Genomic DNA, 14,033 nt, shown 5'->3' on the forward strand with positions numbered 1-14,033 from the left:
GCTATGTTTCCTTCTGTTCAGTAAGCGCCGAGATCATGGGCGAAAACGACCGGACCGCGCCATTTCCGGGCCAGTTCCGATCGCGCCGCCTGCATCCGCGCAGGGGTGATGCCGATGTGGGTAAACACAACCCGTCCTACGCCTGCGGCCTGCGCCAGACTGCCGGCGGCCTCTGAGCTCAGGTGATGCTGGGCAAAATGGGCACGCGCCGTTTCGAAAAAGGCGGGCGGAGCGTTCGGACGGCTGGCCCGGATAGTGGCAACGGCCGCGTCCAGATCGAGGATCGAGGACACCAGCACGTCAGCGCCGCGCGCCAGTTGGACCAGCCGCTCGCTGGGGCCAGTGTCTCCGGTCAGGACGATGCTACGGCCCGGAAAGTCAAAGCGCAGCGACAAGGACTGGGCCAGGGCCGGGTCGGGCGCATTGGCGCCGGATAGATAATGGGTATTGGCAATGGTCCGAACCCTGACCCCTTCGATGGTCAGATCGGCGCCATCAGAAAATTCCACGACTTTCACACCGTCACCCGGATTGCGCAGCGGCACACCGGGAAGCGCCGGGCTGGTAAGCTTCAAAGGCTCCATCGCTGCAACCAGGCCGTTGACCATGACCCGGGTTCCAGGCGGGCCAAAGATCGTGATCGGCGGGTCCATCAATTGGTAACGCCGGGTAAGCAAGGCGAAGAGCCCGCCAATATGATCCGCATGGATGTGCGTGATGATCACGCTTTTCAGGGGAACAGGATCAATCCCGGCCCGTGCCATTTGCTCAACCGCAGCGTCCCCGACGTCGACCAGGATCATTCCGCCCGGCCATTGCAGAAGTGTGGCCGGCTGGCTGCGCTCCGGGTTTGCCATTGGTCCGGCCATGGTCCCCAGCGTGACGATCCGGGCTTCAGGAGTGCTCGCCCCCACACTTCCTGGAGCAAGCAGCGCGGCGAAGAGCGCAAATGCCAGACCGGTCCGTGCGAACCGGCTTTTCGGCGCTGTCTCTTCGCCGCGCATCGATCAGAACCCCAGCCGTGCGGTCACGCCGATCTGGCGAGGCGCACCCAGATAGTTCTGATAACCAGAGGTAGTGCCAAAGAAGCTCAGCACGCCCGACTGGTTGACCACGGTCTTGTTGGTCAGGTTGGTCGCCCAGACCGAGAGGTCCAGTCCGTTTTCAAGGCGCAGACCGAGCCGCGCGTTGAGCAGGGCATAGGCACCCTGCAGATTGCGCGGATCAAGGCTGGCGCTGTTCGTATTGGCCTTACCCTGCCAGTTCAGATCGGTGCGGGCATAAAGCTCGCCGAACGAAACCGAACGCTCGTATTGCAGTGCCGTGGTCATGCGCCATTTCGGAGCAAGCGGCAGCTGCTGGCCTGACAGATCGCAGCTGGTGAAAGCTCCAGTGGGGGTCGGATTGGCATCTGGTGCGCGCCCGAACCAGCAGGCTCCGCCAGTATATTGGCGGAACTTGGCGTCGATATAGGCCGCGCCAAGGTTTATGGTCAGGCCCGATCCCAGACGGAAGGTGCCTTCGGCTTCAGCCCCCGTGACCCGCACCTTGTCAGCGTTGTTCACCAGATACTGCAGGCCTACAAAACCTGCGTTCTGGTAATTGGTATAGTCGGACCGGAACAGGCTGAGAGCAATCCGCGCCTTGCGGTCGGCCAGGTCAAATTTGCCACCCAGTTCCCAGTTATCGACCTTTTCCGCGCCGAAACCGCGTTGCGCCGGTACGGCATTGCCGAAGCCGATGTTATGGCCGCCAGATTTGGTACCCCGCGCATAGCTGGCATAGAGCAAGGTATCGTCATTCGGGGTGACATTGGCCGTGACGTTCCAGGTGACATTGTCATCCTTCACATCGGGCAGCGCCCCGTTGATCTTCACGCCTGCGGGGAAAGTCGCAGACGGAACCAGGACGGCGGTCAGGAAGTTGAGGCCAGCCAACGGATGCCCTGCAGGCAGGCCGGGATTGGGCGTAAAGGTAGCGCTATTGTTGATCGAAGCCTTCTTGGTTTCGGTCTGCCAACGCAGCCCGCCGGTCAGCGCAAAGAGGTCGCTGAAGCGATAGGTCGCCTGCCCGAACAGGGCAAAGTACTTCGAGCTGGAACGGGAATCGAGGTAACCCTTGTCGCCGTTCTGACCATAAACGATCAGCGGCGATGGGGCGCCGGGGATGGAGAACCGCGAGGCGGCGGCCTGAACTTCGAACATCGGCGTCTTGCCGCGATCACCGCGTTCGAAGCTGGTGTCGAGGTAGTAGCCGCCGACCAGCCACTCGAAAGCTCCGCCGGACGGCGAAACCAGGCGCATTTCTTGCGAGAAGGATTCCCCTTCCTGCGTATCGCGGAACGTGAAGAGCGGCAGCGAAACCTGATCGATGTCGGTGGCCAGCAGGCTGCTCTTGTACTGCGACCAGCCAGTGATCGATGTCAGCGTGGCTGCACCCAGATCTGCCGTCAGCGTACCCGACACCATGTCCGACGTGCTGTTCGAACGGTTCGGGTCGGTGGTGCAGATGATCCGGTTGGACGGATTGTTGTCCGGGCAGGCTGTCACGCCATACAGCGTGTTCAGCGCCGCATTGTTGTCGAGCAGATAGCTGGGCTCGGCGATGGTACCGCGATACCAGTCGGGATTGGTGCCGTTGCTATCCAGGACTTCGCTGCGGGCTGCGGTAATGTTGATGGTGACGGCTTCGCCCAGATCGAACTCAACCTGACCGCGCAGCGCATAGCGCTGCATTTCATTGGCCTGCTCGGCATTCGGTGTCAGATTGCGGAAGGTTGCTCCCGCATCATAATAGACACCGGTCAAGCGGACGCGAACCTTGTCACCGATCGGGCCAGTCAGCGAGCCCGCAAAGCGCATGGCCGTGGCATTGCGGCCACCCTCGATGTTCGACAGCGACGCTTCGATGCTGCCGCCGAATTCACTGGCCGGACGCGCCGAGACGACGCTGATCACGCCTGCCGTGGCATTCTTGCCATAGAGCGTCGATTGCGGGCCCTTGAGCACTTCGATGCGGGCGATGTCGACCAGGTCCTCAACCCCAAGCCCGGTGCGCGGCATGTAAACGCCATCGATAAACAGAGCGACGCTCGGTTCGAAGGTCGGGATGTTGGGATCGGTCCCAAGCCCGCGGATGCGATAGCTTTGCGCTAGCGGCTGGTTGTTCGAGACGGTCGCCAGCGAGGGAACCATGGCTGCAAGTCCGTCGATACCAGTGGCGCCAGCCTCGCGCAGGGTTTCACCCGACACAGCCGAGATTGCCATTGGGACATCCTGCAACGATTGTTCACGCCGCTGCGCGGTAACGATGATTTCCTCGATCCCGCCGTCTCCAGCGGACGCATCTTGCGCGATTACGGGCGTTGCCAGCAAAGCCGTCGCGAGTGCCATTCCGCTCGCATAGGCAAGCCCAGTTTTGACGTGTTTCATAGACAATACCTCCCCGTTCCCGCCGAAGCGGCGAGTTTTTGAAATTCAGTTTTTGGATTGAGGCTAGTTAGTTAGCTCACGGCTCGGCCTCGTCGGGCTTGGTCAAATCGGCCATTACCAACCGGGTCATGCCAAGCAGCATGTCCCTGAACTGGCTGCGATCAATACGCTTGGTTTCCAGCCGCTGCTCCGCGTGAATGCCGACCATCATCGACAAAATAGCCGCCGCAGCGAGATAAACCCTCTGCCCTTCCACGCCGGTCTCGCGGGCCAGTTCAGCCGCAATCAACTGTCGCAGATGCTCGTGGAAGTCGGCGTAAAGTGGATGGATGGTGGAATTTTCTCCGAACTCCACGAACATGCGCGCAAACAGGTCCGCCGTTGGCGAATTATCAAATGCGCGGTCCAGTCGATGAATTAAATCAAGCGCACCCGAACCCGCAGCAGGAACAAGCTGCGTTTTGGCACGGGCCAAGGCATCTTCAAGGCAGGCTTCAAGCAAGCCAGCCTTCGTCTTGAAATGGAAGAACACCGTGGCTTGGCCGTAACCAGCTTCCTCGGCAACCTGCTCTGTCGAGGTGCGCGCAAAACCTTGCCGACCGAAAATGGCCGTAGCCGAATCAAGAATCTTGCGCCGCGCCTCTGCCGAATTCTTCGACACGCCGCGCACCCGCTTCTGACGCGGAGCAATATCCTCGGATTCGCGTTCTTTCGCTTTTCCCATTCAAGCCGTATCGCACAGGCGTAAAAACTGATCAAGTGATTATTTGAGTGAACACTCAGTTGAGTGTCGAGTCAGATGAGCGAAAAATCCTCCATCTGTTAGCGGCTGAAAATCAATGAAATATTGACTCATCAATGAAACAGCGAGGTGCCGAAAACTGTTTAAACTGGATATTTGGGACACACGCAGTCACCGATTTAAATCTTAATCAGCCCACCGACTTGAATATGGCGGCACTGACTCGCCACTCGTTGGAATCACGAAGCACACTGAAAATCGTACAACCGAAATTCAAACTAGTGAGGCTTCAACCTAATTTTCCCGCTTCTTTCATTCGCAGAATTCCCTGAGCCAGTATCCGACCAACCTCGGCGATGCGCTCATCATCCGTTATGGTTGCGGGGTTAAGGCCCTCTCCGACCCAGCCCAAAGGCTGAGGGTAAAGCTTGGCATAAAGCTCCGTAACCCAGTTAGGCTGTTTGGCTATCAAAGCTAAGAGGACCTTAGCGGGCCCCGTAGGCTGCCATAGTCCTTCGGCGCATCACACCAGCGCGACCCGTTGCGATTGACGAAAATGATCCCGCTCAGCACCCGCCGATCATCCACACGTGGCCTGCCGTGGCTCTTGGGAAAATACGGCTGAAGCCGCGCCATCTGCTCGTCCGTCAGCCAGTACAGGTCGCTCATGTTCAGTCTCCTTGCGGAGCCTGAATCAGATCATGCCTCTCGGATCAATGGGTCCTGAGCCTAGTGGACATGGGCCGCGCAGTGCCAACCCCGCCGGGGGTGTTCGTGCTGCACGACGGGATTGGCCTGGTCGCTAAGCGTCTAGAGCACATCCCCAATAGCGAGCCGCCCGTCGTGCGAGTCCTTTCAGACAACAAGACCTATTCCGCCTACGAGCGCACCGCTGACGAGGTGAACATCGTTGGAAGGGTTCGGTGGTTCGCGCGGGAAATCTAACTTATCCGACCGCTGACCCTAATCACAGCTTGTCCCGTTTTCCGGCTCACAGTTCCACGCTCAAGCGGGCAGTCACGCTATCCTCCGATCGAAGCCAGGTGCGGCGTGCCGCCGCTGTTGCCTTCGTGCAGGCGGTGCGCGGGGGCCTTGGTCGCGGTCAGCTTCATGATCCGCCGGACCAGCTCATCGCCCTGCGCATCGTCCTGCAGCAGATCGCGCAGGTCAATCCCGTGATCGCCGAACAGGCACAGGTGCAGCTTGCCCTTGGCCGAAACGCGCAGGCGGTTGCAGGTGGTGCAGAAATCCTTGGAATAGGGCGCGATGATCCCGATCCGGCCGGGCGATCCCGCCTGGGCATATTCCACCGCGGGCCCGGCGCCAGCCTGACGCGGGAGGCGCTGCCAGCCGAGCGCTTCCAGCCGCTGCGCGATTTCCGCTCCAGCCAGGTGATGGCGCTGGAAGAATTCGGTATTGTCGTTGGTACGCATCACTTCGATGAAGCGCAGCGCTATGTCGTGCTGCTGGACGAAGCCGATGAAGGCGTCCAGCTCGTCATCGTTGACCCCGCGCATCAGCACGCTGTTCAGCTTGATCGAAGCGATCCCCGCCGCGCGCGCTGCCGCGATCCCGGCGAGTACTTCGCCCAGCCGGTCATGCCCGGTAATGCTGGCAAAACGTGCCGGATCGAGCGAATCCACGCTGACGTTCAGCGCGCCGATCCCGGCAGCGGCATAGTCCTGCGCCCGCTCTGCCAGGCGGTAACCGTTGGTGGTCATCGCCACGCGGCGGATGCCGGGAACGGCAGAGACAGTGCGGGCAATGTCAATCAGTTCGCGCCGCAGCGCCGGTTCGCCGCCAGTCAGCCGCACTTTCCACAGGCCGAGGCGGGCAAAGGCGGTGACCAGCCGGCGGATTTCCTCCACCGACAGGCTGGCCGGCTGCTCCGCCTGCTTGCGATAGCCATCGGGCAGGCAATAGCTACAGCGGAAATTGCAGACATCGGTCAGCGACAGGCGCAGGTATTCGAACCTGCGACCATGTCGGTCGTGGAGGATCACAGAGTGCAGTCCATTTGTGCACCGAATTGAAATTTCATGCGCTCGCATATCCGCAGCACGGGCATCGTTTTTTATGCGCGGGGACTCTCCAAACTTTGCCGCAAAGTATGCAGACCGAGGGAAGTAGAATGCGGAGCGCCTGCTCAAGTCCTTTCATGGAACAACCTCCGGAATGATTGCCCCTACTGCAGCTTGCGCCGCAGTATCCAAGCGCATCGCTTCGCCGATCAGCAGCAGGACCGGGCCGCTGCCCAGCCCTGCCTTTGCTGCCAATGGCAACAGATCAAGACGCGTCGCGATATGGCGTTCGTCCGGCAAGCTGGCATTCTCAATCAGCGTCACCGGCGTGGAAGCAGGCAGCCCCGCAGCGCGCAGATTGCGCGAAACCTCTGCTGCGGCGGCTTTGCCCATGTACACGGCAAGCGTGGCCTTCGGATCGGCCAACGATGCCCAATCGAGATCCAGCGGCTCTTTCGCCTTGGCATGTGCGGTTACGAACACAAGTTTGCGCGCCATTCCCCGCAAAGTGAGCGATCTGCCCAGGCTTGCGGCAGCCGCGCTGGCGGCGGTAACACCGGGGCAGATTGCCACAGGGACGCCTGCCGCGCGGCAAGCCTCGATCTCTTCACTGGCCCGGCCGAAAATTGCAGGGTCTCCCCCCTTGAGGCGAACCACGCGTTCACCCGCCAGCGCCGCCGCAACGATCAGTCGATCGATAGTGCCCTGATCCTTGGAATGCCGTCCTGACCGCTTGCCCACGTAAACCAGCCGGGTTCCAGGCAGGGCCAGGTCGAGCACGCCGGGACCGACCAAGGCATCGTGGAAGATCACACTGGCAGTCCGAATCAGGCGTTCCGCCTTGCGGGTCAGGAGTTCGGGGTCGCCCGGCCCGGCTCCGACCAGCCAGACCATGCCTGCGCTAAAATCACTCATTCTGCCGCCTCCAGGTTGATGGCCAGTGCCGCTTCGAGCAGTTTGGCGATTGCCGGCCGGCACGAACCGCAATTGGTCCCAGCCTTGGTGGTCGCGCCAATCGCGTCGATCGTAACCGCACCTGCGCAGGCCGCAGCGGTGATCTCGTTCGCGCCGACGCCTAGGCAGACGCAAGTGATCGGCCCGCGGTCCAGGGCTGGGAATGCGGGTCGGCCCGCCAGCAGTTCCGGCCCTGACGCCTCCGCTCGTGTAAGTTGCTGCGCAGCCCAATCGCGACGGGGAAGTTCGCCGGTTCGGGTGATGTAGAGCGCTGCTTCGAGCCGGCCTTCAGGATCCAACACGGCAATCCGCCGCATCCCCCGCACCAGATCAGCCGCTTCCAGGCGGAGGCCAGCGGGCAAGATTGCCTCAGGCTCGAGATCTTCGTCGCCGGCCAATTCACAGAGCCACCCGCCCTCGACCCGCGACCGGCTCCAATAGGTCAGGTCAGGCAAATCCGGAGCAACGCGACAGATCAGGAATGCGCGCCACTTCGGCCTGACTGGCGCTACGTTCGCCGGAGTATCCTTGAATGCTGGCTGCCCGGAAACCGGATCGACCTCGGACAGCGCGAGGCGGTTAGCTCGTGCTTCCCCTGCCATCACATCAGTCCAGTGCATTGGCACGAACAGATCGCCGGGGCGCTGGCCCGCGCAGATCGCTACCCGGAATACCGCGCTTCCAGCGGCTGTGCCCACGCGCGCCAGTGCGCCATCGACCAGGCCATGGCGCGCGGCATCGCCAGGGTGAATCTCAAGCAAGGCTTCGGGCCGATGCTGCGACAAGGTTGCCGAAAGTCCGGTGCGGGTCATCGTATGCCACTGATCGCGGTATCGACCGGTATTGAGCCGCAGTGCGAAGCCGGCATTGCTTGGCGTCACAGCTGGTGCAGCAATCGGCACGATCCGCGCCTTGCCGTCGGCGTGACTGAACCGCGCAGCCAACGGCTTACTACCGCCCCATTGGAACGGTTCCAGATCCGCGTAGTCAGCATCGGATAATTGCGCCAGCGACGTCAGGTCGAGCGCTTTGCCGTGTCGCCGCGACAGCGCCGTCATCGCTGCATATTCCCGGAAGATCTTGGCTGCACTGGCGAACTGGAATGCCTCGCCCCAGCCCATTCGTGCAGCGACGTCGCACAGGATCGCCCAATCGGCGCGCGCCTCTCCAGGAGGGGCGAACAAGGCGCGCTGGCGGCTAATCCGGCGTTCTGAGTTGGTGACGGTCCCGTCCTTTTCTCCCCAGGCCAAGGCCGGCAGACGGACATGGGCCAGCCGGGCCGTGTCGGTATCGGCAATGACATCGGACACCACGAGCGTTTCGCACCTGGCCAGCGCCTCGCGGACAAAACCGGCGTCCGGCATTGAAACGGCAGGATTAGTGGCCATTACCCACAGGAACCTGACCTGCCCGGAATGGACCGCGCGAAACAGGTCCACGGCCTTCAGCCCGGGACCAGTGCAAAGGTTGGGCGCGTCCCAGAAGTCGGCCACTTGCGCGCGCTCTTCGGGAGAAAAGCCAAGGTGGCAGGCCAGCGTGTTGGCAAGTCCGCCCACCTCGCGTCCCCCCATGGCGTTGGGCTGGCCGGTGATACTGAATGGCCCCGCACCGGCGCGATTTATGCGCCCGGTAGCAAGGTGGAGGTTGATGATTGCATTGCCTTTGTCGGTCCCGCTGCGGGACTGGTTGGCGCCCTGGCTGAACAGAGTGACCATGCGAGGCCGGGCTGCAATGAGATCGGCCAGGGCAGCAAACGCGCCCGGATCAATTCCGTGCGCATGGGCATCCAGTTCGGCCAGCAAGTCGTCCGGCACATCGCATCGGGCCTGCAGGAACTGACGGTCCAGCAGTCCGCGATCCCGCATTTCGGCCAGCAATGCATTGAACAGCGCCACGTCACCATCCGGCGCAAGCTGGACATGAAGATCTGCCTGCTCGGCGGTTTCCGTCCGGCGCGGGTCGATCACGACAAGCCGGGTGCCGCGTTTGGCGCGAGCCGCCTCGATCCGCTGCCAGATCACCGGATGGCACCAGGCCGTGTTTGATCCCACCAGCAGGATCAGATCCGCCACGTCGAGATCTTCGTACGTGCATGGCACCACGTCTTCGCCGAATGCGCGATTGTGCGCGGCCACTGCACTGGCCATGCACAGGCGACTGTTGGTGTCGATGTTGCCGCTGCCGATAAAGCCCTTCATCAGCTTGTTGGCGACATAGTAGTCTTCGGTCAGCAGCTGGCCCGAGACGTAGAAGGCCACGCTTTGGGGACCATGCTCGGCAATACAGGCGCTCATTCGCTGGGCAACAAGGTCCAGCGCCTCATCCCAACTGGCCTGCAACTCGCCAATCATTGGATGGAGCAAGCGCCCCTCCAGTCCGACCGTTTCGCCAAGATGGGTGCCTTTTGAACAGAGCCGCCCCAGGTTTGCCGGATGGTCCGCGTCTCCTCTGATGGTGACGGTGCGTTCACCGCCCACCAATGCCCGGATCCCGCAGCCAACGCCGCAATAGGCGCAGGTGGTGCGAACCTCGCGGCCCATCGGCCTACGCAACCTTCGGCCGCACGACGGCTTCGCGCAGCAGGTAGATGCGTCCGGCATCGACCCGCAGAGGAATTGTCGGGACGCAGCCCTTGTCATCGCCCAGCGCCTCACCGGTCTTGAGCGAAATGTTCCAGTTGTGCAGCGGGCAGGTCACCACGCTGCCGTGAACGATGCCCTGGGACAGCGGGCCGGCCTTGTGCGGGCACTTGTTGACCAGTGCATAAAAGCCGCCTGCAAGCGTGTGAAATACGGCGATCTCCTCTCCGCCCCGCACTGGCAGGGTCCGCGCCGTGCCAGGAGCGATCTGACCCACCGGGCCGATATCAAGCCATTCACCGATCATTGGGCAGTCTCCAAAACAAGGGGGCGCACTTCAGCCAGGTGCTGGTGCAACTGGGAATCCTCGCCGGCCACGCGGCGGGCCCAAGGGTCTTCCTGCATGAAGGATTGCGAATACCGGAACCGTGCTGCCAGCCGCGCGACGGCATCAGGATCGTCCAGCAGCGCCGACTTGACATAGTCCAGCCCGACCCGTTCGATCCATGGTGCGGTACGTTCAAGGTACCAGGCATCCTCTCGGTAGAACTGGATGAAGGCGGCGCATACTTCCATCGCCTGTTCCTCGGTCTCGACCTTGCACAACAGGTCGGTCGCGCGAACCTTGATCCCGCCATTGCCGCCGACGTGCAGCTCGTACCCGCTGTCAACGCAAACCACGCCAAAGTCCTTGATCGTCGCCTCGGCGCAATTGCGCGGGCAGCCGCTGACTGCGATCTTGAACTTGTGCGGCATCCAGCTGCCCCAGGTCATCTGTTCAAGTTTGACGCCCAGGCCGGTCGAATCCTGGGTACCGAACCGGCACCATTCGCTGCCCACGCAGGTCTTTACGGTGCGCAGCGACTTGCCATAGGCGTGCCCTGAAACCATGCCGGCGGCGTTGAGATCGGCCCATACGGCGGGCAGGTCTTCCTTCTTGATCCCGAAGATGTCGAGCCGCTGGCCGCCGGTGACCTTGACCATGGGCGCATCGTATTTCTCTACCACGTCGGCAATCGCGCGCAGTTCCCGGGGGTTGGTCAGCCCGCCCCACATGCGCGGGACCACCGAATAGGTGCCGTCCTTCTGGATGTTGGCGTGCAATCGTTCGTTGACGAAACGGCTCTGCTGATCGTCAACATATTCACCCGGCCAGGCGCAGAGCAGGTAATAATTGAGCGCGGGACGGCATGAGGCACAACCATCCGGCGTCGACCAGGATAACTCTTGCATCACCTGCGGGATCAGCCTGAGCTGCTTTTCCAGGATCAAGCGGCGCACATCGGAATGGGTAAAGCTGGTGCACTTGCACATGGTTTTCGGGCCGCTTGCGACCGCATCGCCCAAGGTAAGCGCCAGCAGGCTTTCGACCAATCCGGTGCAGCTGCCGCAGCTGGCCGAAGCCTTGCACTGGCTGCGTACCGCATCAAGGCTGCAAGCCCCTGCGCGGATCGTTTCGACTACCTTGCCCTTGGTTACGCCGTTACAGCCGCAGATTTCGGCATCATCCGAAAGCGCTGCAACGGCGGCATTAGGGTCCGCAAGGGCACCTCCCGCAGCAAAGGCCTGGCCGAAGATAAGCGCTTCGCGGATCGCGGATATGTCCTCGCCTTTTTTCAGCAGGTCGAAATACCAGCTGCCATCAGCCGTATCGCCATAGAGCACCGCGCCGATCAGGCGGTCGTCCTTCACGATGACGCGCTTGTAGATCCCCCGCGCCGCATCGCGCATCACGATGTCTTCTGCGCCCTCGCCGCCGGAAAAATCTCCGGCCGAAAAAAGGTCGATCCCCGAAACCTTCAGCTTGGTGGAAGTCACCGAGCCGTGGTAGCCGGTCGGCGCATCCGTCGCCGCATCGGCCAGTGCCCGGCACATGTCCCACAGCGGCGCGACCAGGCCGTAGCATTGCCCACGGTGCTGCACGCATTCACCCACCGCCATGATCGCCGGGTCCGACGTGACCATGTGATCGTCCACCAGAATGCCGCGCTCAACCTCGATCCCGGCCGCCTGGGCCAGACCGGTCGCCGGACGGATGCCAACGGCCATGACCACGATGTCGGCGGCAAATTCGCGGCCGTCTTTCAGCCTTACCCCGCCGACGCGTCCATCACGGGCCATGATCTCGGCCGTGTCGCCGCCCGTCACAATGGTTTGCCCGCGCCGTTCCAGTTCGCTCTTAAGCAGGTAGCCGGCCGCTTCATCCAACTGACGCTCCATCAAAGTGGGCATCAGGTGCACGACCGTCACCGCCATTCCGCGCAGGGCGAGTCCGTGGGCAGCTTCCAGGCCGAGCAGGCCGCCGCCGATGACCACCGCGCTGCCGCCACGACCCGCAGCTTCAAGCATCCGTTCGACATCGTCGAGGTCGCGGAACGTAACCACACCAGGCAAATCGTGGCCGGGAACCGGAATGATGAACGGGTCCGATCCCGTGGCGATCAGCAGCCGGTCATAAGGCTCGACCCGGCCCGACCGCGCCACGACCGTCTGGGTCGCCCGCTCGATCGCCACCACCGGGTCGCCCGACACCAGCGTGATGGCATTCTCTTCGTACCACGCGGCGTCGTTGATCACGATATCGTCAAACGCTTTCTCGCCGGCCAGGACGGGGGAAAGCATGATGCGGTTATAGTTCACCCGCGGCTCGGCCCCGAAGATCGTGATCGCGTAGCGGGCGGGGTCGCGGGCCAGGATTTCCTCGACCGCGCGGCAACCCGCCATGCCGTTGCCAATCACCACAAGGCGTTCGGCCCTGCCCCCATCCGAATCTGTCTGCTTGAAGTTTGCGGGCGCGTTCACCGGTTTTGCTCCTTCATCACGCGCAACGCAAAAAACCGCCTCGGACCGGTCCCTTGAAGGAGCGGTACGGGCGGCTACGTTGCCACGCGTCGTTCGATTGTTCAGCGCCGATGCTGCTTCGTCCATCGTTGGACGGCATCAAGCGCTGAAAGGAAGACTAAGGGATTCGCTTGCCGCGATGCAAGCGTTTTTTGCAGTGCAGCATGGCGGGACAGGCGTTTTCCTGTCCCGCCACGAACCAGTCAGATCCGCGCGCCCTGTACCGCCGCGCCCCAGGTCGTCCGCCAGCGACGCTTCACCGCCGTCAGCCCAGCCAAAGCGACCAGCGCCAGGGCGGCGAAGATCACGAAACCGATCGAAGGGCTGCCGGTGGCCTGCTTGATCGCCCCCAGGGACGAGGCGAGGTAGAACCCTCCCAGACCGCCGCCAAAGCCGACCAGGCCGGTCATTACCCCGATCTCTTTGCGAAAGCGCTGCGGGACGAGCTGGAACACGGCCCCGTTACCAATGCCGAGCGTCCCCATCACGACAACGAACAGCGCTACGGCCAGCCACAACCCTTGCGTAGCGACCGCTGAAATCACGCTCAGCAATCCTGCCGCAACAGCATAGACAACGCTCAGGGTCTTGATCCCACCCAGCCTGTCGGCCAGCGCGCCGCCAACCGGGCGCAGCAGCGATCCCATGAATACCGCCGCCGCAGTGCAATAGCCGGCCACCACAGGAGTCACGCCAAAGCTGTCGGCATAAAACGTGGGCAGCGAGCTGGAGAGGCCGACAAAGCCGCCGAAAGTGACGAAGTAGAACAAGATGAACCACCAGGCATCCTTTTCACCCAGCACTGCGACATAGGTCGACAGCGGCTTGGGCGCGGGCTGTTCGGGACTGTCCTTGGCTGCGATCAGGTAAACCGCGAAAACCGCCACCAGCGGCACCAGCGCCAGGCCCAGTACATTGTTCCACCCGAAGGCATTGGCCAACAGGGCAGCGAACAACGAAGCGAAAACTGTGCCGGAGTTGCCCATTCCGGCAATCCCCATGGCCTTGCCTTGGTGTTCGGGCGGATACCATCTGCTCGCCAGCGGGAGCGATACGGCGAAACTCGCCCCGGCAAAGCCAAGCACCACGCCTACAGCCAGAATTGCCGCATAGCTGGAGACGCCGAACCACCAGGCTGCGAACAGGCCGCAGATCACCACCACCTGGTTGAACGTTCCCGTCCGCTTGGGCCCGATCCGGTCGACCATGAACCCGTTGATCAAGCGGATCATCGCTCCGGCAAGCGTTGGCACTGCAACCATGAACCCTTTTTGGGCAGCATCCAGCCCAAGGTCTTTCGAGATGATCGGAGCGAGCGGGCCAAGCAGAACCCAGCACATGAAGGCAATGTCGAAATAGAGGAACGCTGCCAGCAGCGTTGGCCGATGGCCAGACTGCCAAAAAGGCTTGCCGGTGGGAATTGCCGGAACATCCGGCGTCATCGCGAAAGATGCCATGATAAGGC

The 14,033-nt window shown here is 62.1% G+C and carries 10 protein-coding genes and 1 pseudogene; 1 reads left to right on the forward strand and 10 read right to left on the reverse strand.

The genetic code is table 11. The features are described 5' to 3' along the window. Positions 1-17 precede the first annotated feature (17 nt). The 4 genes and pseudogenes from ACQKOE_RS05640 to ACQKOE_RS05655 form a co-directional block, all read right to left on the reverse strand. The gene (locus ACQKOE_RS05640; protein WP_427511916.1) at positions 18-914 is read right to left on the reverse strand and encodes an MBL fold metallo-hydrolase; all 897 of its coding nucleotides are present in this window, start codon (positions 912-914) and stop codon (positions 18-20) included. A gap of 93 nt (positions 915-1,007) precedes the next feature. After that, positions 1,008-3,392, reverse strand: coding sequence for a TonB-dependent receptor (locus ACQKOE_RS05645; protein WP_427511917.1), 2,385 nt, complete (start codon positions 3,390-3,392; stop codon positions 1,008-1,010). Positions 3,393-3,507: 115 nt separating this feature from the next. Next, on the reverse strand, positions 3,508-4,155 hold the full coding sequence (locus tag ACQKOE_RS05650) for a TetR/AcrR family transcriptional regulator (RefSeq protein ID WP_427511918.1): 648 nt from the start codon (positions 4,153-4,155) through the stop codon (positions 3,508-3,510). A 522-nt stretch (positions 4,156-4,677) separates the two neighbouring features. Beyond that, positions 4,678-4,842, reverse strand: a pseudogene (locus tag ACQKOE_RS05655) (transposase); the annotation flags it as partial. A 99-nt stretch (positions 4,843-4,941) separates the two neighbouring features. Here ACQKOE_RS05655 and ACQKOE_RS05660 point away from each other — a divergent pair. Then, positions 4,942-5,118 carry a hypothetical protein gene (locus ACQKOE_RS05660; protein WP_427511919.1) on the forward strand — a complete coding sequence of 59 codons (177 nt, stop codon included), beginning with the start codon at positions 4,942-4,944 and terminating at the stop codon, positions 5,116-5,118. A 77-nt stretch (positions 5,119-5,195) separates the two neighbouring features. Here the strand turns inward: ACQKOE_RS05660 and moaA are convergent, their stop codons facing one another. The 6 genes from moaA to ACQKOE_RS05690 all read right to left on the reverse strand — a co-directional run bounded on the left by moaA (position 5,196) and on the right by ACQKOE_RS05690 (position 14,025). Continuing rightward, positions 5,196-6,176: a GTP 3',8-cyclase MoaA gene (gene moaA / locus ACQKOE_RS05665; RefSeq protein WP_427511920.1), complete on the reverse strand. Its 981-nt coding sequence runs from the start codon at positions 6,174-6,176 to the stop codon at positions 5,196-5,198. Between the two features lie 153 nt (positions 6,177-6,329). Further along, entirely contained in the window at positions 6,330-7,109 is a 780-nt protein-coding gene (gene cobA / locus ACQKOE_RS05670; protein ID WP_374590881.1) for a uroporphyrinogen-III C-methyltransferase, read from the reverse strand. Continuing rightward, positions 7,106-9,688 carry a molybdopterin-dependent oxidoreductase gene (locus ACQKOE_RS05675; RefSeq protein ID WP_427511921.1) on the reverse strand — a complete coding sequence of 861 codons (2,583 nt, stop codon included), beginning with the start codon at positions 9,686-9,688 and terminating at the stop codon, positions 7,106-7,108. Before ACQKOE_RS05675 ends, cobA begins: the two co-directional genes overlap by 4 nt. A 4-nt stretch (positions 9,689-9,692) precedes the next feature. Then, the gene (gene nirD / locus ACQKOE_RS05680) at positions 9,693-10,034 is read right to left on the reverse strand and encodes a nitrite reductase small subunit NirD (protein ID WP_374590879.1); all 342 of its coding nucleotides are present in this window, start codon (positions 10,032-10,034) and stop codon (positions 9,693-9,695) included. Beyond that, complete coding sequence (gene nirB / locus ACQKOE_RS05685; RefSeq protein ID WP_374590877.1) at positions 10,031-12,529, reverse strand: nitrite reductase large subunit NirB; 2,499 nt, start codon at positions 12,527-12,529, stop codon at positions 10,031-10,033. Before nirB ends, nirD begins: the two co-directional genes overlap by 4 nt. Before the next feature lie 242 nt (positions 12,530-12,771). Continuing rightward, positions 12,772-14,025, reverse strand: coding sequence for a nitrate/nitrite transporter (locus ACQKOE_RS05690; RefSeq protein ID WP_374590875.1), 1,254 nt, complete (start codon positions 14,023-14,025; stop codon positions 12,772-12,774). Between the last annotated feature and the right edge of the window lie 8 nt (positions 14,026-14,033).

The sequence above is a fragment of the Novosphingobium sp. NPDC080210 genome, from assembly GCF_050281025.1.
Lineage (GTDB): Bacteria > Pseudomonadota > Alphaproteobacteria > Sphingomonadales > Sphingomonadaceae > Novosphingobium.